This window comes from Bacillus sp. RE35, assembly GCF_052146655.1.
Classification (GTDB): Bacteria; Bacillota; Bacilli; order Bacillales; family Bacillaceae_G; genus Bacillus_A; species Bacillus_A cereus.
On sequence record NZ_CP197377.1, the window covers coordinates 1,614,363 to 1,633,643 of the forward strand.

Below are 19,281 nucleotides of genomic sequence, written 5' to 3' on the forward strand. Positions count from 1 at the left end.
GGACGCGCATGGCAAAGGATAATAAAACAGAAAAGGCCACCCCGCAGAAGCGTAAAAAATCGCGTGAAGAAGGGAATATTGCCCGGAGTAAAGATTTAAATAATTTATTTTCCATTCTCGTATTAGCAGTTGTCGTTTATTTCTTCGGAGATTGGCTAGGGTATGAGATTGCGAATTCCGTAGCGGTGCTGTTTGATCAAATTGGAAAAAATACAGATTCAACCGAGTATTTTTATTTAATGGGGATTTTATTACTGAAAGTATCGGCTCCGATATTAATACTCGTATACGCTTTTCATTTATTCAATTATATGATTCAAGTCGGTTTCCTATTTTCTTCTAAAGTCATTAAACCGAAGGCGTCACGTATTAATCCGAAAAACTATTTTACGAGACTGTTTAGTCGTAAAAGTTTAGTTGATATTTTGAAATCACTATTTTATATGGGATTAATCGGTTACGTCGCTTATGTTCTTTTTAAAAAGAATTTAGAGAAAATCGTCAGTATGATTGGATTTAACTGGACTGCATCACTTACTGAAATTATTAGGGAAATTAAATTTATTTTCTTAGCAATTTTAATTATTTTAATCGTTCTTTCTATTATTGATTTTATTTATCAAAAATGGGAGTACGAACAAGATATTAAGATGAAAAAAGAAGAAGTGAAACAAGAGCATAAAGATAATGAAGGGGACCCGCAAGTAAAAGGGAAACGAAAAAACTTTATGCATGCAATCTTGCAAGGAACAATTGCGAAGAAGATGGATGGCGCAACATTTATTGTAAATAACCCGACTCATATTTCGGTCGTACTTCGTTACAATAAACACGTTGATGCAGCACCAATTGTCGTTGCAAAAGGGGAAGATGAGCTCGCATTATATATACGAACGCTTGCCCGTGAACAAGAAATACCAATGGTGGAAAACCGTCCGCTTGCTCGTTCTTTATATTATCAAGTCGAGGAAGATGAGGCGATTCCAGAAGATTTATATGTAGCTGTAATTGAAGTTATGCGCTATTTAATTCAGACGAATGAACTTGAAGTATAATAGCGCGTTTGGAGGAGATCTCTTTGTTTAAGATAGATTCTGCAAGAACCTATTTTTCTATCTTTTTAGCAGCGTCATTCGTAGTGGCGCTCTTAATTCCACTTCCACCATTTATACTTGATATTATTATCGTTTTTCTACTAAGTATGTCAGTGCTTATTTATATGCGAGCGACAAGTATTAACGAGTGGGATGAATTAAAGTCATTTCCAACGATGTTGTTATTAATCGGGATTTTCCGCGTATCGATTAACGTTTCGACGACGCGAGCGATTTTGACAGATGGAAATGCCGGTCATGTTATTGAAGAGTTCGGCCAGTTCGTAATTGGCGGAAACTTATTAATTGGTATCGTTATTTTTACAGTATTAATCATATTCCAGTTTATCGTTGCAAACGGTGCATCTCGTACAGCTGAAGTAGCAGCTCGTTTTACACTTGATTCTTTACCAGGGAAACAAATGTCTATCGATGCTGATTTAAACCAGCGTATTATTTCAGAAAAAGATGCACAAGCAAAACGTAAAAAATTAAATATGGAAACAGAGTTTTACGGAGCGATGGATGGTGCCGGGAAGTTCATTAAAGGGGACGTTATTTTCGGGATTGTCATTTTATTTGTAAACATTATTTTCGGTTTAATTGTCGGAATGATGCAGCAAGGAATGAGCTTTGCAGATGCAGCTCTTCATTATACACAGTTAACTGTCGGTGACGGAATCGTAAACCAAATCGGTTCATTAATGCTTGCAATTTCAACAGGTATTATCGTAACGCGTGTATTTGACGGCTCACCGGATACAGTAACAGAAGGTATCTTTAAAGAGTTATTAGCGCATGAAGTCGTTGTATATGCGCTCGGTGGTTTATTTATCGCAATGGGTATTTTTACTCCGCTACCGTTTCTACCATTCGCACTCGTTGGCGGAACAATTATCCTCTTAGGCATTCGTAATAAAAATCGAATAAAGAAAGAAAAAGAAGACGAGCTTCAAAAAGAAATAGAAATGATCCAAGGCGAAGATGAGCAACTGCAACAAGTAGAAGATTCATTTGGAGTATTTACAGATAAATATCCAATTATAGTAGAACTCGGTTTAGATTTAGCAGCACTTGTAAAGCAGAAAATTAACGGAGAAACAGCTCGTGATAAAGTTGTTCTTATGAGGAAGTCAATTATTACTGACCTCGGTATTAATGTTCCTGGAATTAACTTTAAAGATAATACGAGTTTTAGACCACGCGGACGTTACATTATTCGAATTAAAGGTGCGAAGGCGGCTGAAGGTGTTTTAAAATCAGGTTATTTATTAGCACTGAAAACACCAAACGTAATGGCTGATTTAGATGCAGAGCCAGCGAAAGATCCAATTTTCGGTGAAGATGGGTATTGGATTTTAGAGCATATGGTGCAAGATGCACAAATGAAAGGCTATCAAGTGTTAGAGCCACTTAGCATATTAATTACACATTTAGATGTTGTCGTTAGACGTAATCTTCACGAATTAATTCAGCGCCAACATGTAAAAGACTTAATTAACTCACTTGAAAATGATAATGGCGTTCTATTAGAAGAGATTAAGAAGAAAGAAATTGATTTATCACTCGTTCAAAATGTTATTAAACAACTTCTAAAAGAAGGTATTTCTATTCGTGATTTACCAACCATTATTGAAGGTATTATTGACGGCAAAGAAATTTATCAAAACCACGTTGATGGTGTGACATCATTTGTTCGTGAATGTATTTCAAAAGTTATTTGTGAAAATGCGAAAAATCCGGACGGAAAAATATATGCAGCGCTCTTCTCTGATTCAATTGAGTTAGATGCAGATGTTGTGAATAATTCATATCAAGGTTACTTATTAAACTGGGATTTAGATTTAGAAACACGTGTCGTTGAGCAAGTGCAGCGTGTCTTTAAACAAGCACGTTTAATGGGAAGAGAACCAGTGTTATTAACACGTAGAAAAGATTTTAGATTTGCGATTGTAAGACTGCTAGAACGTTATCAAGTGGAAGCACAAGTACTTTGTATTAGCGAATTAGCACCAGAAATTGTTGTGGATCAAATTGCCTATATTGAATAGTAGGGGGTGAAGTAATGGAAAGTACAGAAAAGAAAGAAGCGTTAATGCGAATAAAAGCAGCTTCGAAAAATGAATTGTATCGAAAGTTATTTGACCAATATGGTACAGATTATTATTACGTTGTCGATGAAAGTGTAAAACGAAATATACCGTTTTTTTGGAAAAAGGATTATGAAATGTTAGTTGCATTTCCAGAAGAAAAACAGGAAGAAGTGAATGAAGGTACAGCTCAATTTCATGAACAATTAATGGATGTTGTGAATGATCCTTCAGAACAAATTGTGAAGGCGAATGGAATTCAATCAGTACTGCACAATTTAGAAAACGTAACGACTTCTATGTCATACGCGGCGATGCAAACAGGAAATAGTGAAGAATGGGCAAGAAAAAAAGAGAAACTATTAAAGCTGTTTGAAAAAGGAATCGTCGTTGTGAAACCGATGAAAGAAACGGAAGTAACGAAAGTAACGAAAAAGAAAAAAGTTGTGAAACAAGTCGTTCCAGTAAAGAAAGAAGAAGTAGCTCCAAAGAAAGAAAATCAAGAATCTGTACCGTTTATTATTCAAAAAGTAATTCGGATGCTAGAACAAAACGATGTGGAACAATATTTCATTCATGCATATGCTGAAAAGTTAAAAATAAAGTTTGAAAATGCAACGATGATTACGGAAGAAGAAGTTATCAGGTACATATTGGAAGATATGAAATCTCATTTTAATACGGAAAACGTCTTTGAAAAAGAAGTACAAACAATTGCATTAATCGGTCCAACTGGCGTTGGTAAAACGACGACACTGGCGAAAATGGCATGGCAATTTCACGGTAAGAAAAAAACAGTTGGTTTTATAACGACCGATCATTCGCGCATAGGGACAGTGCAGCAATTGCAAGATAACGTAAAGACAATTGGATCTGAAGTAATTGCTGTGCGTGATGAAGCTGCAATGACAAGAGCGCTTACGTATTTTAAAGAAGAAGCACGCGTCGATTATATTTTAATTGATACAGCAGGGAAAAATTATCGTACGTCAGAAACAGTGGAAGAAATGATTGAAACGATGGGACAAGTAGAACCAGATTATATTTGTTTAACGTTATCAGCTTCTATGAAAAGTAAAGATATGATTGAAATCATTACAAACTTTAAAGATATTCATATAGATGGTATTGTGTTTACGAAATTTGATGAAACAGCAAGTAGTGGCGAATTGTTGAAAATTCCAGCAGTATCATCAGCTCCTATTGTATTAATGACAGATGGCCAAGACATAAAGAAAAATATACATATCGCTACAGCTGAACATTTAGCAAAACAAATGTTACAAACATCGTAGAAAAGAGGTGAAGAATAAGGCGCTTGCCTTATTCAAACGAATATGAACGGTCTTTATATAGGTTCTATGGGCATGATGAATTACATGCAGCGCATTAATGTTCATTCGAATAACGTTGCAAATGCTCAAACGACAGGATTTAAAGCAGAAAATATGACGTCTAAAGTATTTGATGTACAAGACACATATCGCCGCGGAGATGGGGCGGTAACAAATATCGGTTCGGTCGATTACGCTGTAGTACCAGCTGCAACGCATGTGAATTTAGTACAAGGAAATATACAAATGACAAATAGCGCTACAGATTTCTTTTTAGATGACGGCGCGGCCGGTACAACATCATTTTTTGTTACTTCTAAAAATGATGAAACGTTTTTAACGAGAGATGGTAGTTTCACATTAAATAGTGATCGATATTTACAAACATCTTCAGGTGCTTTCGTAATGGGAGAGAATAATGAGCGTATTCGTATTCCAGAAGGAGCAAAGGTTGCTGTACAAGCAGACGGTACATTATATGATGAAGTAACACAAAATAATATTGCTCGTTTGCAAACAAAAACAGTAGATGCAGAAACGAATGCACGTCTCGTGCAACGTGAAAACAAAAGCTTTACACTAGCAGAAGGAAACATTGCTAATTTACCGAACGGAACAGGAATAGTAAAAAATCATATGCTAGAAAATTCAAATGTAGATATGACGAAAGAGATGGCGGATCTTATGACAGATCAAAAGATGATTCAAGCATCACAGCGCGTTATGACTTCATTTGATAAAATTTATGAAAAAGAAGCGAATGAAATATTGAGATAGTGGACTCCTAATAAAGGAGTCTTTTATTAATTGTAAATTTCAGAATTATCATTTGACTTTAAGGAGCTTCTTTTTTATATTAGTAGGTATAACTATAACTACTAAAGAGGTGAGAGTATGACAACGGCATTATATTTAGAAGATGCATACAAAACGAGTTGCGAAACAGAAGTGATAAAAGTAGAAGGGAATAAAGTATTTGTAAAGGAAACAGTTTTTTATCCAACTGGTGGAGGGCAAGAATGTGATACGGGTGTCATTGTACAAGATGGGTCTGTATTTGAAGTTGAAAAAGTAAAGAAGGAGCAAGGAGAAATAGTTCACTATATAAAAGACGAAGCACAAGTAAAGTTAGGTCCAGTTAAATTAGAGATAAATTGGGAAAGACGTCATAATTTAATGCGTCATCACTCTTTACTGCATCTTATCGGAGCTGTTGTTTATGAAAAGTATGGAGCTCTATGCACTGGAAATCAAATTTATCCTGATAAAGCACGTATCGATTTTAATGAGTTACAAGAGTTATCGAGCGTGGAAGTAGAAGAAATTGTTGAGGAAGTGAATAAACTTATTAAGCAAAATAAAGAAATTTCCACTCGTTATATGAGCCGCGAAGAAGCAGAAAATGCTGTAGGAATGATTAAAACAGCAATAAATCTCCTACCAACTACCATCCAAGAAATCCGCATTGTTACAATTGAAAATTTAGACGAACAAGCTTGTGGAGGCACACATGTGAAAAATACGAGTGAAATAGGAACACTTGTTATTGATAAAGTAAAAAGTAAAGGGAAGCAAAATCGTCGTTTTGAAGTAAGGGCGATTTAGATTGTGAGGGGTTACCGATGGATAAAATTATAAAGGAATTACAAAAGTTAGGATTTTCCCAGTATGAATGTAAAGCGTATATTGGACTACTAAAACATTCCCCAGTAACAGGCTATGAAGTGAGTAAACAAACAGGAGTACCTCGTTCTATGATTTACGAGGTACTCGGTAAGTTAATGGATAAAGGAGCAGTGCATATTGTACCTTCTGAACCAGTTAAATATGTACCAGTACCAGCTACCGAATTAATGAATCGAATGCGAAAAGACTTTGAAAAGTCCTTTGAATTTTTAGATGAGAAATTAAATTGTTTAGAACAAGAGCGACAAATAGATGTAATTTCGCATATTCGTTCAAATGATCGTGTTTTGAAAGAAATATGCAATATAATTAGTAGAGCTAAGGAAGAGTTATGGGTTTCTGTATGGGAAGAACAAGTGCATGAAATTGAACCATACATTCATCAAAAGGAAGAGGAAGGCGTACATATATTTTCAATCTTATTTGGAGCTCCAGAAACAAAAATAGGAGCGACATTTCACCATAATTATATGACGCCCCACGTTGTTGAAAAGAGAATGGGGGGTCATTTAACTGTTATTGCTCGTGATGGAGAGGAAGTATTAATTGCGAACTTCTCAAATGATAGCACTTCATGGGCCGTTACAACGTATGACCCAGCGCTAGTTCTCGTTGCTACAGAGTATGTGCGGCACGATATTATGGTTGAAGAAATCACAAAGGAATTTGGAGCTGATAAGTTAGATACGTTATGGCGTGAAAATATAGATTTAGTTCATGTCGTAACAGGAAAACGAACTTTAGAAGGAATGGAGGATGATAGAGATGAGTAAAGCTCAGGCACATGTAGCTTTGCAGAGCGATGATACATTTCAGCAAGGAGTAAAAGATTGTTTACCAACTGTATTTGGTTATTTGAGCATCGGTATAGCAGCTGGTGTAATTGCAAAAACAGCAGGTTTTTCTATCATTGAAATTGCATTTATGTCGACTTTAATTTATGCAGGTTCTGCCCAATTTATATTAGCTGGTATGTATGCAGCCGGTGCTCCTGCTTCCGCAATTATTTTTACTGTGTTTTTTGTTAATTTACGCCATTTATTAATGAGTGCTGCCCTCGCGCCGTACTTTACGAAACTACCTCTATTAAAAAACGTCATTATTGGTTCGCAAATTACAGATGAAACGTTCGGCGTCGCAGTGCAGCATGCAGCGCAAAAAGGATATTTAGGCGAAAGATGGATGATTGGGCTAAATGTAACGGCTTATTTAAACTGGATTCTTGCTACTATCATTGGCGGGCTATTTGGTGAGTGGATACCAGATCCACATACATACGGGATGGATTATGCATTACCAGCGATGTTTATCGGATTATTTGTACTTCAGCTCATAAGTAGTAAACCAAAGCTAGCAATTCATTTAAGTGTTGCAATTGTAGCGATTATACTTGCATACGTTTCACACTTAATTATGCCAGATAGTATAGCGGTTATTATCGCAACATTACTAGCTGCGACGATTGGAGTGGTGATTGAAAAATGGAAATGAGATTAGATGTATTATTACTTTTACTAGCAGCAGGAGCTGTTACACTCGTGCCACGTATTTTACCTCTACTCGTATTTAGCAAACTACAAATTCCAGACTGGGGTTTAAAATGGTTAAATTACATACCAATTGCAATATTAGCAGCACTTTTAGCACAAGTTTTATTTATGCACGAGACGATGCAGTGGGATTATCTTATTGCAGCAATTCCAACATTTCTTGTAGCGATATATACTCGTAGTTTATTAGGTACAGTATTAACGGGAGTGGTTGTGATTATTTTGTTACGTTTCTTTTTCTAAAAAGGATTACGCTCATATAATAGCGAAAAGTGTAATAACATGAAAAATATAGGGGTGGTGTTATGATACTTTTAACGATAGGAGCAATTTTGTTAACGTTGTTTATTTTCTTTACTATCGGTTTCGTTACGTTTATGATGTTTGTTGATAAGGCGACACCTCAAATATATTATACACCTTGTGAATCAGTGACAGTGAAAACTAAAGGTAAACATAGAAGGAAGAAAAGTTGAAAGTTGGCTTTTCTTCCTTCTTCTATTACATCCCCGAAAGAACTAACAAAAACAGCCCAAATAAAAAACTAATAAAGGAAAGAAAACCGATACATATGGAGAACACACGATTGTTTCTCCATTCGCGCCAGAAAGTGATAAAACCTAATATACAAAGGAAAAACCAAATGGGTAGGAATAGGAACTCACTAATCTTTTCGGGAAGTAACGCATAAAAAGTTGATAAATATAAAATCCAATTTGTAAAAAATAAAATGCAAACGATAATAGATTGTAAGTAGGGCCGTTTGGAAAACTCCCCCTTTTTTACGGTTACGAAAATAATAGTTAGCACTGAGAAAAAGGCAATGAATATGAAAATAAGTAAGAGTAATGTAAGTGTCATTTACATCTCCTTTATAAGAGTGTTTTTTACAAGAAATGAATCTATTACATTATATGCTTGTTTTGTAGAGTGCCCGTTATATTTTTCAGTGTACGGATTTAGAAATCCATGTTCACCGTGTAGTTGTTTGATTTCTAATAAAGGATTCTTTTGTTGCTGCAATGTGTGAATGAAAGAGGATACTGAAAAACTAGATTCTTTTTCTGGGAATATAAGTAATGTAGCGCATGTAGGCTTTATGTGAACATAGTCGCGTATACGAGAACCGTAACATCCGATAATAAAATCTATTTTCGGATTGTTACTACATAGCCATGAGATGGTAGCTCCAACACTAAAGCCGATAAGTCCAATATGTGTATAACTACTAGAAAGATGAGAAATGAATTCTTCAATTTGCTTTTTTCCATCATCAAATCCAATATGATTTACAAAATGTTCATATGCTTTTTCTTCATCACGATAATGAAATGCGTGTTGTGATTGTAGAAGATTAGGACAGAATACATCTATATGAGATGAAGTAAAGTGCTGGGTAACGTGATGCATATGGTCGTTCACACCATATATTTCATGAACAATAACGAGAGCTAATTTTTCCTTCATAGTTATAAAGTACCTCTATGAAACTTAAATTCTTTCTCAACAAGGCAAATACGCAGATGGAAGTTTTCATACCATTGCTCACGACCTCTTTTTTTCGCTTCTTTATGTAAGGTGTTCTTCTTCCAATTTTCAATCGCATCAAGTGATTCCCAATAAGAAATTGTTATTCCGAGTCCAGAATTACCTCTTGCACTTTCTACACCTAAAAATCCAGGTTGTTGCTTTGCAAGTTTCTCCATTTCTTCGGCAACGGTATTATAGTCTGTTGTATCATTTGATAAATTAGAAGTGAATATAACTGCATAATAAGGCTTGTTTTTTTCTAAAGTAGATGCCATTATTTTTCCTCCTTAATGTATAGTACGAATAATTAATCCATAGTTTGTATTTTAGCAGGTCACAAAAAGAAAAGAAGTAGAAAATTCTTATTTTTTCAGCTCATGTAAAATAAAGGGTTGAAGAAATTTATAGTAAGTAATCTGAAAGAAGAAAAATGCCACTTCAAAAGAGAAGTGGCATTTCTTATATTTCCTCTAAGCTATTAACTGGAACAGTTAATTCGCGTCCTGGGTTTTTTACTTCATATATGCGGGCGGTTTCATTGCTTTCATCGACGTGTTGAATCATAACAGGCATGCCTTGAAAACTAACATTAGCTTGCTCTGCTGACACAGAAAGCTCTTTTGCACGTTGTATATTCATTTATATTCCTCCCATCATTATTATCTTTGCTAAAAAAGAGGAATAATATACCATTTAGAGACATTCTTAAAGTTTTTGTATTATTTGTAATGTTTCTTTAATAAATGAAGAAAAGATGGAATCAGGATAACCATCTATCGTTTGAACTGCTTCTTTTGCTTCTTTCAGAGCAGCTGGTTTATCTTGAAGTTTTATATGACACAGGGCACGATAAGAGCCAGCTGTTAATAACCATGACTGATCAAGTGGATGACTCATATAATCTGGAATATTAGCACGTTTTAATGTTTCCAAAGCTTCCTCGTAACGTTTTAAACCATACAGAGATTTTCCTTTTTCAAGATAATACAATCCATCTTCTTGAAAAATCGGTACATCTTTTAGTTTTTCTCGGAATTGTTCTAAATGTTCTAATGCAATTGTATATTCATTTGTAACGGTATTGTAGTAATAAGCTTTTAATATATCTATATTTGCAGCGGATAGAGTATCTTCTGTAAAAATGGCAAATTGCTCCGATTTTTTTATGTAATATAAATATCGTTCTTTATCGGTTGTAATGATTTTTTGATAAGATAAAATACGGTAAAATTCATCTGTTTTATAATACACTTGATGTTTTTTTGAAAATGCAAGTGCATCTAAAATGATTTTTTCACATTTTTCATAATTACCGTATGCGAGTAAAATAATTGCTTCTTTTAAATATAATTGTATATGTGTAATAAGATCCATTTCTAAATTCTTCGTTTTATATTCATCGCGAATTTTGGTAATCAACTGTAAACATTCTTTATATTTTTTCCGTTTGTAGAGCATATAGTAAAACAGTAGTTTCGTTTCAGTACTTTCACGATACAAAGTATATTTTTCAAATATAGAAACAGCTGTTTCAACGTAATATTCAATATTGTAATCGTTCATAATGGCCGCTCCAGTTATGAACTGTTTATATAAACGTGCTGTGTTTAAAGTAAGGGGTAGTTCTTTTTGAACGATAGGTAGTAAAGTCTTGTATACTTCATCGCATTTATTTGATTTTATTAATGGCTCCATTTTTTGAATGAGTTCCACAATTTCTTCTTCATCTTCTTCTAATAAAAAGCTCGTTTCACATTCAAGTTTTTCCGCAATATATTGTAATGTTTTCATAGAAGGTGTAGCTTTTCCATTTTCAATTTGACTAAGCATACTTTTTGTCAGTTCCGAACCTGCCAGTGCTGTTTGCGTAAGCTTTTTTTCTTTTCGTAATGCTTTAATTTTTTCACCGAGAGTTGCCATATTATTGCTCCTTTATATTTAAAAAGTTTAATTGTATTTAACTTTTTGTTGTGAAAATTAGAAAGTTGATTATATAATAAGTTTAACACAATTTAACTTTTAAGGGGAGAGAGTCAAAAATGGGAGATATAAGTATAGGAAAACATGATTCAAGAATGAAGATTGCAACTAGAAATATCATTTTAATGATGATTGGAAAAATGACGTCTTTATTAGGTGCAGGTATTTATACGTTCGTAATGGGATTATATGTATTAAAGACTACTGGTTCAGGGATGGGTTTTGCAATTACGCTCGTTTGCGGATCACTTCCAAGGATGATCTGTGGCCCAATTGCTGGTGCTGTAGCAGACCGTGTGAATCGAAAATGGCTTGTCATTGGTACTGATTTATTAAGTAGTTTAACGATGCTTAGTATGTTTATTCTTGCTACTATATTTGGGCCATCACTTCTTTTTATTTATATTTCAGCAGCATTATTATCAATTTGTGCAAGTTTTTATTCTGTTGCATTAACTTCGTCTATTCCGAGTTTAGTAGATGAAGGACGTATTCAAAAAGCGAGTGCTTTAAATCAAACGGCGGCTTCTTTATCAAATATTTTAGGCCCGATTATTGGCGGAGTTGTATATGGTTTCTTTTCAATTAAATCGTTTTTCCTATTAAATAGCATTACGTTCTTTTTAGCGGTTATTTTGCAATTATTTATCGTATTTGATTTATATAAAAAAGAAGTGGCTGAAAGTACAGAGCATTTCTTGACGAGTATAAAAGAAGGTTTTTTATATGTAAAAAGACAACGTGAAATATATGGTCTAATGAAAATAGCATTGTGGGTAAACTTTTTTGCGTGTGGTCTAACAGTTGCACTTCCGTACATTATCGTCCATACATTGCATTTATCTTCAAAGCAACTCGGTACTGTAGAGGGAATGTTAGCAGTCGGGATGCTAATGGGAGCGATTGCTTTATCAGTGCGTAAAGAAGTGAATAATCCGTTTCGTTCTATTTATACTGGACTGTTTTTGTTTGCAGGTTTAAGTTTATGTACAGCCTTTCCGTTGTTAGTTATCATTCCAAAAGTAGCAAGTTTTATTTACTATATTGCTTTTATGATGTTAACTGGTATAGCAATTATGATTGTAAACATTCCAATGCAAGTACATATGCAAAAAACGACAGATCCGAGCTACCTAGGGCGTGTGTTTGGCCTACTTGAAACAATTGCAACTGCAATCGCACCGCTTGGTATGATTGTATATGGACTACTATTAGATATGTTGCCAACTAGCATTGTTATGATGACAATAGGTGGAGGGTTATTGTTAGTTGTATTAGTTGGAGTAAAGCAACATATGGCGAAAAAACAAGTAGATGTGTCCGCTTAAAAATAAGAAAATAATAAAAATTTGACTTATCATTATAAAAATGACTAAATTAGTATTTTAGTTTTTGAAACTCTTTTTCATGTATGTTAAAGTAAAGTGAGCTTGCAAAGAAAAGGAGACAACAGCATGAAAAAATTAAGTTTTGTTATGCTTTTTCTATTAGTCGTAATGGCTGGATGTAGCAATTATGACACATATATTGAAACAGGTATGCAATCATTGAAAGATGAAAAGTATAGTGATGCAACAATGTGGTTCGAAAAAGCAGAAAAAGAAAAATCAGGAAACGAAGCGAAATCATATAAAGAAGTTGCTGAGAAAATGGATCATGGAGCAACAGCATTAAAAGACGGTAAGTATTTAGAAGCGAAAGACATTGCAAATGAAGTGTTACAAAAGAAAAAAGATGATGAACTTGAAAAAGCTGTAACATCAAATGCAGAGAATATGCTTCAAAAAGCAAAAGATGTGGAAGAGAAAGTAAATGAAAGAGTGGCAAAGCGTAGAAAGGTAGAAGAAGAAGGAATCGATAAACTTATTAAAGCTGTCGATAGTATAGATGAAGTGAAAGAAAAAGAGAAGAAAGTATCAGAAGCATTAGATAAGGCTGAAGAGGCGCAAGCAAAAATTGAGGCAAAGAAAAATAAATAGATTTATAGTTTAAAAGGCTGTCGTGCATAACGACAGCCTTTTAATTTTTTGTTGTAAATGAAGTGATGCTTTGTAGTAAAAAAGAAATGATTTTAGAATTCCATCTGTCCTCATGATGAATCGTATAAATATTACGCTGAAATTCAAATTCAGGGATTGGTATATAGCATAGCTCATTTCGTTGTATTTCTTGCTCGATAGCAAGTTTAGAAATAAAGGCAATTCCATTACCATATTTTAAAATTTGTTTCATCGTTTCTAATGAGTCTAATTCAATTTCAGATTGGAATGTAATGTTGTGCGCCAACGTCCATTGTGTAAGTAAATCTCTCGTTGTAGATGGATTACGATGCAATAGTATGCGTTCCTTTTCGATATTTTGTAACGATACATTGTCTTTCTTTGAAAAATGATGTTCTTTGGAAAAGGCAAGAACAAGTGTATCGGGCATTATATTCGTTTGTTTTAAAAGTGGTTCATCAAATGGAGCAGCGGAAATTATCCCAAGATCGATTTCGTGATTTTGTAGCATCATTCGAATTTCAGGGGCTGTTTTCACTAGTAGCGTTATTTTTATATTGGGAAATTCGCATTGAAATTGATGAACGACTTCTGGCAAAAGATAAGTCGCTGGTACATAACTAGCGCCGATTGTTATAGCACCTTTATGAAAATCTTTAAACTCTTGCGTGACACGTCTAGCTTCTTTCATAAGCGCATCTATTTTACAAGCATAATGGTGCAAAGCCTCACCAGCCTCTGTTAAGAAATACCTTCCAGAACGTAATTCAAATAAAGACACACCGAGTTCTTCTTCTAAGCTTTTTATATGAAATGTAATAGTTGGTTGTTTAACGCCAAGTTTTTCTGCAACGATTGTAAGCTTTTTGTATTTCTTAATAAGTACTACAATTTCTAATTTTAAGAGATTCATTATGAATTGCCGCCTTTTTTATTTTAAATATAGAAAAAATCTATAGAAATAAATAGTTTATTAGAAGTTTTTTAATTTAATCTTTACAGTACATTAACATTCAGTATAAATCTTCCATATAGAATGAAAGCAGGTTAAGAATGAGGGGAGAGAGGTGAAGCAATGGATATTAAAATTAGTGGATTAGAAAAGACATTTGGAAAAACACAGGCGTTAAAGCCGTTGCAGATTGTAATGAAACAAGGGGAATTTACTACACTTTTAGGGCCTTCGGGGTGTGGGAAAACGACTTTACTTAGAATGATAGCAGGGCTTGAGGAACCGGATAAGGGAGAAATATATTTTGGAGACCAGTGCATGTATTCTGCTGCAAAAAAGATAAAGACATCTCCTCATGAACGGAATATCGGTATGGTATTTCAAGATTTTGCTTTATGGCCGCACATGACTGTTTTTGAAAATGTTGCATTTGGTTTAAGGGCTACAAAGCAAACGAATCATTTACGAGAAAAAGTAGAAGATGCGATAAAGCGAGTTCGCCTGCAAGGTATGGAGAAACGGTATCCACACGAACTTTCTGGTGGACAGCAACAACGTGTCGCATTCGCTAGAGCAATTGTAACAAAACCTCATTTTATTTTGTTTGATGAACCGCTAAGTGCACTCGATGCAATTTTGCGAGAAGAAATGAGAATAGAGCTTATGGATATCGTTCATTCCATTGGTTTAACTGCACTGTATGTCACTCACGACCAAACAGAAGCAATGTCAATGTCAGATCAAATTATTGTCATGAAACAAGGAGAAGTATTACAAAAAGGAACACCGGAAGATATTTATGTGAAACCGTCTCATGAATTTGTTGCCAAATTTGTTGGTAAGGCGAATTGGCTTGTAGAGGGTGAAAAAATGATTCGTCCAGAGCATGTGAGTTGGACAAAAAATGATGTGTGCGAAATGTATACAGGTGAAATTCAGCACGTTACATATGTAGGAGAACGTTATGAAGTGAAAGTAAATATGGGGACTTTAGGCATCTGGACAGCCTATCACAATAGTAAGCTAAGCATCGGTAAACCAGTATCGTTATATGTGCCAAAAAAATGTATTCATCATATAGGGGGAGAATCGTATGAAGAAATTCAGTTCGCTTAAGTCTTTATTTGTATGTACTTTATTATTTTCGGCTGTAGTAACAGGGTGTAGTTCAAAGACAGGCAATGCAGATGCGAAAAGTAAAAATACGACTGAAAAGAAAATTGTTGTATATAGTGCAGGGCCAAAAGGGTTAGCAGAAAAAATTCAAAAAGACTTTCAAAAGAAAACTGGTATAAAGGTGGAAATGTTTCAAGGGACAACTGGTAAAATTTTAGCGAGAATGGAAGCTGAAAAGAAAAATCCAGTCGTTGATGTAGTCGTACTTGCATCATTACCAGCGATGGAAGGATTAAAGAAAGAGGGTCAAACGTTAGCTTATAAAGAAGCGAAACAAGCTGATAAGCTGCGTTCTGAATGGTCAGATGATAAAGGACATTATTTCGGGTATAGTGCTTCAGCATTAGGGATTGTGTACAATACAAAAAATGTGAAGACAGCGCCTGAAGATTGGAGCGATATAACGAAAGGAGAATGGAAAGGGAAAGTGAATCTTCCAGATCCAGCACTTTCAGGTTCAGCTTTAGACTTTGTAACAGGATACGTGAAAAAGAATGGACAAGATGGATGGAATTTATTTGAGCAGCTTAAGAAAAATGAAGTTACAGTAGCAGGAGCAAATCAGGAAGCGTTAGACCCAGTTGTAACAGGTGCGAAAGATATGGTCATTGCGGGTGTTGATTATATGACGTATAGCGCAAAAGCAAAGGGTGAACCTGTTGATATTGTATATCCAAAAAGCGGAACAGTTATTAGCCCACGTGCAGCTGGGATTATGAAGGATAGTAAAAATGTTGAAGGTGCAAAAGAGTTTATTGATTATTTATTATCCGATGATGTACAAAAACAAGTTTCTAAAGCGTATTTATTGCCTGGTAGAACAGATATAAAAGCTGAAAATAGACCAAATGTAGAAGAGATTCCAGTATTAAATATTGATTGGAAAACAGTTGAGAAAGAGCAAGATGAAATAGGAAAACAATTTAAGAAAGTATTTCAATAAGATGGTGATTCCATGGTAAATCGATTCGTATCAGTAAGACAAGTTGGAATGACGGTAGCATTATTACTTGTGGCGATGTTAATCGTCATTCCACTTTTTCTTATTTTATTTTCTAGTGTATATGAAAATAGCAGTTGGAATTTTTTAAAGCCTTTTGAAGTGATACAGAGTGGTGGATTAGCTGGGATTTTTCTAAATTCGATGCTTCTAGGTGTACTCGTTGTAATAGGAGCTACAATATTTGCATTTCCATTGGCATTTATTATGAGCAAAACAGATGTAGGAAAGTATAGTAAGTTAGATATTGTTTTTATGATTCCATTTATGACACCGCCGTATATTGGATCGATGGGCTGGATTTTGTTCATGCAACCTAACGGCTATTTTGAACAATTTTTTCCTATGCTAAAGACAGTTTCATCATCGTTTTTTAGTTTAGGAGGTATGGTCTTAATTATGAGTCTGCATTTATTCCCATTTCTTTATTTCATGCTGAAAAACACGTTACTTCAGATTGGGAGTAGTAAAGAAGAAGCTGCAGCAGTTCATGGCGGAAGTTTTTTCTATCGTTTAAGAAAAATAATATTGCCGTTATTAGTATCAAGTTATGTAATGGGTGCTTTACTCATTTTCGTAAAGACGATTGCTGAATTTGGAACACCGGCTACATTCGGACGTAGAATAGGATTCCACGTGTTAACATCAGAAATCCATAAATTTATTTCGAGTTGGCCAATTGATTTTAGTAGTGCAACAGCATTATCTTCTTTATTACTTAGTGCTTGTATGCTTATTTGGTATATGCAAAATGTATTGAATCGAAAGTATTCATATGCAATAGTTAGTGGAAAAGGTGTGAAATCTAAAAGATATACTTTGTCTATATTTACGCGCGTTGTAGCATGGATGTATGTAATTGGTTTATTAATCGTATCAATTGGAATTCCATACTTTTCTATACTTATTGCTTCTTTGTCAAAATTAAGAGGCGGCGGTTTACATGTAAATAACTTTACAACAAGCCATTATGAGGCATTGTTTACAATGGGATCTCCGGGATTAGAGGCTTTATGGAATAGTTTTCTTTTTTCACTCGTAACAGCGATTATAGCGGTAATGATTGGAGTCTTTTTGGCACTTATGATTCGAAAGGGGAAAAAAACCTCTGAAAAATGGCTTGATATGTGCGGTATGTTACCGAATATGGTACCAGGAATCGTTATGGTTGTAGGTCTTATTCTATTTTGGAATTCACCATATATGCCTATGTCAATTTACAATACACCAGTCATGGTTATCGTAACGTATGTTGTGCTGTTTTTACCTTACACGGTGCAATATGTAAAATCATCACTCGGACAAATTGATGATTCTCTCATGCAGGCAGGAAGTGTTTTTTCTGGAAATTATATTTATATTTTTAGAAAAATAATATTGCCTCTTATTATCCCAGGCATTCTTGCTGGATGGGCGATGACATTTACAATTTCGATAAGAGAGTTAGTAGCATCGCTTCTCGTATTACCTCCATCAGTAGAAACGTCAGCAACGTTTATTTTTGCTCAATTTGAACAGGGTGAAGTATCTATAGGCATGGCGATGGCCGTTGTTTCTGTTGGGCTTACAACAATATGCTTATTACTGCTACAACATATGGAGCAAAAACGAAAAGGGGTAGCATGATGAGAGTGGAAGTATGGGGAGGAGCAGGAGAATACGGTCGCTCCTGCTATTTTGTAAAAAATAAAGAGACGAAAATATTATTTGATTGTGGTATTAATCGATCTTATGAGGATAGTTATCCAAAAATAGAGAGAGAAGCTGTTCCATTTTTAGATGCGGTATTTTTATCACATATTCATGAGGATCATACGATGGGTTTACCTTTATTAGCGAAGTATGGCTATAAGAAAAAAATTTGGACGACTCGTTATACGAAGGAGCAACTGCCGTTATATTATGAAAAATGGAGAAACTATAATGTGCTGCAAGGGTGGAATTTACCTTATAGCGACCAACATATAAAAGATTTAAATTATGTATGTATTGATGAGATTAGCAATCCAAATGAATGGGTACAAATTACTCCTACATTGCGGTTTCAATGGGGATATAGTGGGCATGTATTAGGAGCTGTTTGGTTTTTAGTTGATATGTGTAATACATACGTATTTTATTCAGGCGACTATTCAGCAGAGTCTAATATACTACGAGCTAATTTACCTGAGAAATTGGGCCACAATATAAAAGTTGCAATTGTAGATGCCGCTTATCACACAGAGGATGTTTCGCAAAATGAAAGATTAGACGATCTATGTGCAGAAATTGAACGAGTTATGCAAAATAAAGGAATAGCATTATTACCGCTGCCACAACTTGGTAGGGCACAAGATATAGTATTGTATTTATATGAACGATATAAAGAATTTCCGCTTATAGTAGATAAAGAAATTTTGGCTGGGTTTGAAGAGATGTTCGTATATAAAGATTGGATAAAAAATAATGAAGAACTTAAATGGGTTATGGAGAGTTTAAAAAGAAACATAATAGTGATGGATAATGATATTAGTATGCAAAATAGTTACGGAATAGTTGTAATGAGTGATGCGAATATGCAAACGAAACGAGCGCAGTTATATTATGAACAACTTCGGAATGAAAAACGGAATGCCGTTATTTTTACTGGGCATATTGCGAAAGGGAGTTTTGCAGAAAAAGTTATGAAAGAGCATGTAAGGAATACATGTAGGGTGAATCGAGTTGCGTATAAAGTTCATCAAAGTATAAGAGACGTTAAAGAGATGTTAAATACATTATTACCAGAACATACGGTGCTAGTGCACGCTTTGAAAGAGGATACAGATCGATTACAACAAAAGCTAAGTACAGCAGGATATGAAAATGTATATTCACTTGCAATGGAACGTATAGAAGTCATTTAAAATG

21 protein-coding genes are annotated in these 19,281 nt (G+C 34.7%); 15 read left to right on the plus strand and 6 right to left on the minus strand.

The window, feature by feature from the left end:
* Positions 1-8: 8 nt before the first annotated feature.
* The 9 genes from flhB (at position 9) to ACTL4X_RS08535 (ending at position 8,230) form a co-directional block, all read left to right on the plus strand.
* Positions 9-1,055, plus strand: coding sequence for a flagellar type III secretion system protein FlhB (flhB, locus tag ACTL4X_RS08495; protein ID WP_001030110.1), 1,047 nt, complete (start codon positions 9-11; stop codon positions 1,053-1,055).
* A gap of 23 nt (positions 1,056-1,078) precedes the next feature.
* Positions 1,079-3,145, plus strand: coding sequence for a flagellar biosynthesis protein FlhA (flhA, locus tag ACTL4X_RS08500; RefSeq protein WP_000472537.1), 2,067 nt, complete (start codon positions 1,079-1,081; stop codon positions 3,143-3,145).
* Between the two features lie 14 nt (positions 3,146-3,159).
* Positions 3,160-4,479 carry a flagellar biosynthesis protein FlhF gene (flhF, locus tag ACTL4X_RS08505; RefSeq protein WP_000446171.1) on the plus strand — a complete coding sequence of 440 codons (1,320 nt, stop codon included), beginning with the start codon at positions 3,160-3,162 and terminating at the stop codon, positions 4,477-4,479.
* Positions 4,480-4,521: 42 nt separating this feature from the next.
* Positions 4,522-5,295 (plus strand): flagellar basal-body rod protein FlgG, encoded by a 774-nt coding sequence (locus ACTL4X_RS08510; RefSeq protein ID WP_001013934.1) that lies wholly within the window; start codon positions 4,522-4,524, stop codon positions 5,293-5,295.
* A 117-nt stretch (positions 5,296-5,412) separates the two neighbouring features.
* On the plus strand, positions 5,413-6,123 hold the full coding sequence (locus tag ACTL4X_RS08515) for an alanyl-tRNA editing protein (protein WP_000205380.1): 711 nt from the start codon (positions 5,413-5,415) through the stop codon (positions 6,121-6,123).
* Between the two features lie 17 nt (positions 6,124-6,140).
* Positions 6,141-6,977: a TrmB family transcriptional regulator gene (locus tag ACTL4X_RS08520; protein ID WP_000357819.1), complete on the plus strand. Its 837-nt coding sequence runs from the start codon at positions 6,141-6,143 to the stop codon at positions 6,975-6,977.
* Positions 6,970-7,695, plus strand: a complete 726-nt coding sequence (locus ACTL4X_RS08525) for an AzlC family ABC transporter permease (RefSeq protein ID WP_000030490.1) — start codon at positions 6,970-6,972, stop codon at positions 7,693-7,695. The genes ACTL4X_RS08520 and ACTL4X_RS08525 overlap by 8 nt, the downstream gene beginning before the upstream one ends.
* Positions 7,686-7,997, plus strand: a complete 312-nt coding sequence (locus tag ACTL4X_RS08530; RefSeq protein WP_000425944.1) for an AzlD domain-containing protein — start codon at positions 7,686-7,688, stop codon at positions 7,995-7,997. The genes ACTL4X_RS08525 and ACTL4X_RS08530 overlap by 10 nt, the downstream gene beginning before the upstream one ends.
* A 62-nt stretch (positions 7,998-8,059) precedes the next feature.
* Entirely contained in the window at positions 8,060-8,230 is a 171-nt protein-coding gene (locus ACTL4X_RS08535; protein ID WP_000602246.1) for a DUF3951 domain-containing protein, read from the plus strand.
* A gap of 25 nt (positions 8,231-8,255) precedes the next feature.
* Here ACTL4X_RS08535 and ACTL4X_RS08540 read toward each other — a convergent pair whose 3' ends face one another.
* The 5 genes from ACTL4X_RS08540 to ACTL4X_RS08560 form a co-directional block, all read right to left on the minus strand.
* The gene (locus tag ACTL4X_RS08540) at positions 8,256-8,615 is read right to left on the minus strand and encodes a hypothetical protein (protein WP_002164581.1); all 360 of its coding nucleotides are present in this window, start codon (positions 8,613-8,615) and stop codon (positions 8,256-8,258) included.
* Positions 8,616-9,221 carry a dienelactone hydrolase family protein gene (locus ACTL4X_RS08545; protein WP_063246151.1) on the minus strand — a complete coding sequence of 202 codons (606 nt, stop codon included), beginning with the start codon at positions 9,219-9,221 and terminating at the stop codon, positions 8,616-8,618.
* 2 nt (positions 9,222-9,223) lie between these two features.
* Complete coding sequence (locus ACTL4X_RS08550; protein ID WP_000168851.1) at positions 9,224-9,559, minus strand: antibiotic biosynthesis monooxygenase family protein; 336 nt, start codon at positions 9,557-9,559, stop codon at positions 9,224-9,226.
* Between the two features lie 184 nt (positions 9,560-9,743).
* Entirely contained in the window at positions 9,744-9,923 is a 180-nt protein-coding gene (locus ACTL4X_RS08555; RefSeq protein WP_001025740.1) for an H-type small acid-soluble spore protein, read from the minus strand.
* Between the two features lie 66 nt (positions 9,924-9,989).
* Positions 9,990-11,204 carry a helix-turn-helix domain-containing protein gene (locus ACTL4X_RS08560; RefSeq protein WP_000212348.1) on the minus strand — a complete coding sequence of 405 codons (1,215 nt, stop codon included), beginning with the start codon at positions 11,202-11,204 and terminating at the stop codon, positions 9,990-9,992.
* 119 nt (positions 11,205-11,323) lie between these two features.
* Here ACTL4X_RS08560 and ACTL4X_RS08565 point away from each other — a divergent pair, with 119 nt between their 5' ends.
* Positions 11,324-12,592: an MFS transporter gene (locus ACTL4X_RS08565; RefSeq protein WP_086692846.1), complete on the plus strand. Its 1,269-nt coding sequence runs from the start codon at positions 11,324-11,326 to the stop codon at positions 12,590-12,592.
* A gap of 126 nt (positions 12,593-12,718) precedes the next feature.
* Positions 12,719-13,243, plus strand: coding sequence for a DUF4398 domain-containing protein (locus ACTL4X_RS08570; RefSeq protein ID WP_000736438.1), 525 nt, complete (start codon positions 12,719-12,721; stop codon positions 13,241-13,243).
* Between the two features lie 40 nt (positions 13,244-13,283).
* Here ACTL4X_RS08570 and ACTL4X_RS08575 read toward each other — a convergent pair whose 3' ends face one another.
* A complete protein-coding gene (locus ACTL4X_RS08575) occupies positions 13,284-14,177 on the minus strand; it encodes a LysR family transcriptional regulator (protein WP_001050612.1) in 894 nt (297 codons plus the stop codon).
* A 162-nt stretch (positions 14,178-14,339) separates the two neighbouring features.
* On the opposite strand from ACTL4X_RS08575, the gene ACTL4X_RS08580 reads away from it, so the two are divergent.
* From ACTL4X_RS08580 to ACTL4X_RS08595, 4 genes are read left to right on the plus strand one after another with little or no spacing between them, the layout of a single operon-like run.
* On the plus strand, positions 14,340-15,332 hold the full coding sequence (locus ACTL4X_RS08580; RefSeq protein WP_000351829.1) for an ABC transporter ATP-binding protein: 993 nt from the start codon (positions 14,340-14,342) through the stop codon (positions 15,330-15,332).
* Positions 15,310-16,335 carry an ABC transporter substrate-binding protein gene (locus tag ACTL4X_RS08585; RefSeq protein ID WP_063246154.1) on the plus strand — a complete coding sequence of 342 codons (1,026 nt, stop codon included), beginning with the start codon at positions 15,310-15,312 and terminating at the stop codon, positions 16,333-16,335. The genes ACTL4X_RS08580 and ACTL4X_RS08585 overlap by 23 nt, the downstream gene beginning before the upstream one ends.
* Positions 16,336-16,347: 12 nt before the next feature.
* Positions 16,348-18,018 (plus strand): ABC transporter permease, encoded by a 1,671-nt coding sequence (locus tag ACTL4X_RS08590; RefSeq protein WP_063246155.1) that lies wholly within the window; start codon positions 16,348-16,350, stop codon positions 18,016-18,018.
* Positions 18,015-19,277: an MBL fold metallo-hydrolase gene (locus ACTL4X_RS08595; protein WP_063246156.1), complete on the plus strand. Its 1,263-nt coding sequence runs from the start codon at positions 18,015-18,017 to the stop codon at positions 19,275-19,277. Before ACTL4X_RS08590 ends, ACTL4X_RS08595 begins: the two co-directional genes overlap by 4 nt.
* Positions 19,278-19,281 lie beyond the last annotated feature (4 nt).

Bases quoted from the DNA above. Each gene is read 5' to 3' on its own strand.
- ACTL4X_RS08575 (WP_001050612.1), bottom strand. From the start codon at position 14,177: ATGAATCTCTTAAAATTAGAAATTGTAGTACTTATTAAGAAATACAAA.
- ACTL4X_RS08550 (WP_000168851.1), bottom strand. From the start codon at position 9,559: ATGGCATCTACTTTAGAAAAAAACAAGCCTTATTATGCAGTTATATTC.
- ACTL4X_RS08535 (WP_000602246.1), top strand. From the start codon at position 8,060: ATGATACTTTTAACGATAGGAGCAATTTTGTTAACGTTGTTTATTTTC.
- flhB (WP_001030110.1), top strand. From the start codon at position 9: ATGGCAAAGGATAATAAAACAGAAAAGGCCACCCCGCAGAAGCGTAAA.
- ACTL4X_RS08590 (WP_063246155.1), top strand. From the start codon at position 16,348: ATGGTAAATCGATTCGTATCAGTAAGACAAGTTGGAATGACGGTAGCA.
- ACTL4X_RS08570 (WP_000736438.1), top strand. From the start codon at position 12,719: ATGAAAAAATTAAGTTTTGTTATGCTTTTTCTATTAGTCGTAATGGCT.
- ACTL4X_RS08540 (WP_002164581.1), bottom strand. From the start codon at position 8,615: ATGACACTTACATTACTCTTACTTATTTTCATATTCATTGCCTTTTTC.
- ACTL4X_RS08510 (WP_001013934.1), top strand. From the start codon at position 4,522: ATGAACGGTCTTTATATAGGTTCTATGGGCATGATGAATTACATGCAG.
- flhF (WP_000446171.1), top strand. From the start codon at position 3,160: ATGGAAAGTACAGAAAAGAAAGAAGCGTTAATGCGAATAAAAGCAGCT.
- ACTL4X_RS08545 (WP_063246151.1), bottom strand. From the start codon at position 9,221: ATGAAGGAAAAATTAGCTCTCGTTATTGTTCATGAAATATATGGTGTG.
- ACTL4X_RS08580 (WP_000351829.1), top strand. From the start codon at position 14,340: ATGGATATTAAAATTAGTGGATTAGAAAAGACATTTGGAAAAACACAG.
- ACTL4X_RS08515 (WP_000205380.1), top strand. From the start codon at position 5,413: ATGACAACGGCATTATATTTAGAAGATGCATACAAAACGAGTTGCGAA.
- ACTL4X_RS08555 (WP_001025740.1), bottom strand. From the start codon at position 9,923: ATGAATATACAACGTGCAAAAGAGCTTTCTGTGTCAGCAGAGCAAGCT.
- ACTL4X_RS08530 (WP_000425944.1), top strand. From the start codon at position 7,686: ATGGAAATGAGATTAGATGTATTATTACTTTTACTAGCAGCAGGAGCT.
- ACTL4X_RS08585 (WP_063246154.1), top strand. From the start codon at position 15,310: ATGAAGAAATTCAGTTCGCTTAAGTCTTTATTTGTATGTACTTTATTA.
- ACTL4X_RS08595 (WP_063246156.1), top strand. From the start codon at position 18,015: ATGATGAGAGTGGAAGTATGGGGAGGAGCAGGAGAATACGGTCGCTCC.
- ACTL4X_RS08520 (WP_000357819.1), top strand. From the start codon at position 6,141: ATGGATAAAATTATAAAGGAATTACAAAAGTTAGGATTTTCCCAGTAT.
- ACTL4X_RS08565 (WP_086692846.1), top strand. From the start codon at position 11,324: ATGGGAGATATAAGTATAGGAAAACATGATTCAAGAATGAAGATTGCA.
- ACTL4X_RS08525 (WP_000030490.1), top strand. From the start codon at position 6,970: ATGAGTAAAGCTCAGGCACATGTAGCTTTGCAGAGCGATGATACATTT.
- ACTL4X_RS08560 (WP_000212348.1), bottom strand. From the start codon at position 11,204: ATGGCAACTCTCGGTGAAAAAATTAAAGCATTACGAAAAGAAAAAAAG.